The following is a 1,349-nucleotide window of genomic DNA, read 5'->3' on the forward strand; positions in this document are numbered from 1 at the left end:
TAGATGAAAGTCCATTGTTCTTTACCGGTATAATGTAGCGATCGCTACATTATACCCCATTATGCCGCAAGACCCTAGAGTTCTTACTCCTCGGTGATGTCAGCCTGTTATAGTTACATCGTTGGCAGCACTACAGTTTATGCAACTAACTATCAAACCCGCGTTTTTTGCGATCGGTCAAAGCTTGCTCTAACAAATTCAAAGACCCATCTGGTAAAATCTCTTGCAGCGTCAGCAATAATCTTTCGCCCAAAGCTTTCTCTGCTGGATCGATCCCGGTTTCCAGTACCGCTTGCAGACGCGGCATGGCATATTTATCGACAATTTGGATTAAACCGCTCAAAATACGGTTGAATTGGCGTTCAGTCAAAGAAGCGTCTTCTAAGGGAAACCCGATCGAAGCGCGAATTTCCCCATCCAGTGGGTCATACTCCCAGCGCAACATCTTGACTTCCCAAGAAATAGCGAGAAGAGTTTGGAACAACAGACCTTTATAGATATGGTCTTTCACCTGGAGTAACTGGGGTGCTGCTAGTTCCAGGTACTCGCCGTCTTCTTTGAGGGCGATCGCGATCGGCAGTTGGTCAACGTTATTTGCTATTACTCCAGTTATGATGCGGGAGTCTGCCGCTTGAATGTGGTATTTCCAATGTCGGTTATCGAGATACTGTGCAATCTGGTTTAGTGTTGTCGCCATGAGAACCTCGTTGAGGTAGGTTATTGTTTCCTATATCTTTCTCGTAGCGGGTGCCGAGGTTTATGCAGCTTGGTCAGAACTTAGACAGAAACGAGTACAGAGGCAATGAGGTACAATCCCTTTAATATAGGTACTGTAACGCTGAGTAGTACCTATATTAAAAATACTTATATAATTGGCAATAGCCGTTCAATGGCTATTACAGTGGCATTTTAATCTATGAAATCTTTTGAACTGACCTTTTTCACCCAGCAACCGATTACCCAAAAACTACTCCAGACGATTCGCCTGATTGGGGAGTACAAAGGCAAACAGGAGTTATACAAGCAACAAGCGCCACAAGTGCTAGAAACTTTGCGCCAAGCTGCGATGATTCAAAGTACCGAATCTTCTAACCGCATTGAAGGGATTACTGTTCCTCTGGGGCGAATTCGCAAATTAGTAACGGAACGCACAGCACCAAGGGATCGTTCAGAACAGGAAATCGCGGGATATCGGGATGTGCTGAATACGATTCACGCTAGCTATAGTTATATTCCCTTTACTCCCAATATTGTTTTGCAGTTTCATCGTGATTTACAGCGGTTCCCGCTGTTATGAGGTACAGTAGCAGCAATTAGCAAACCAATTTCTTAAATGTTGAGGATTCATT

General features: G+C 44.2%; 2 protein-coding genes. One reads left to right on the forward strand and one right to left on the reverse strand.

Translation table 11 applies throughout. The features are described 5' to 3' along the window. Positions 1–145: 145 nt before the first annotated feature. Positions 146–697: a type III secretion system chaperone family protein gene (locus LAY57_RS35615; RefSeq protein WP_249072220.1), complete on the reverse strand. Its 552-nt coding sequence runs from the start codon at positions 695–697 to the stop codon at positions 146–148. A gap of 219 nt (positions 698–916) precedes the next feature. On the opposite strand from LAY57_RS35615, the gene LAY57_RS35620 reads away from it, so the two are divergent. Further along, positions 917–1,297, forward strand: coding sequence for a Fic family protein (locus LAY57_RS35620; RefSeq protein ID WP_249072222.1), 381 nt, complete (start codon positions 917–919; stop codon positions 1,295–1,297). Positions 1,298–1,349 lie beyond the last annotated feature (52 nt).

The sequence above is a fragment of the Argonema antarcticum A004/B2 genome (assembly GCF_023333585.1).
Classification (GTDB): domain Bacteria; phylum Cyanobacteriota; class Cyanobacteriia; order Cyanobacteriales; family Aerosakkonemataceae; genus Argonema; species Argonema antarcticum.

What these genes read in the sequence shown, in the direction of transcription:
- LAY57_RS35615 (WP_249072220.1), bottom strand. Translation starts at nt 697, where the DNA reads ATGGCGACAACACTAAACCAGATTGCACAGTATCTCGATAACCGACAT.
- LAY57_RS35620 (WP_249072222.1), top strand. Translation starts at nt 917, where the DNA reads ATGAAATCTTTTGAACTGACCTTTTTCACCCAGCAACCGATTACCCAA.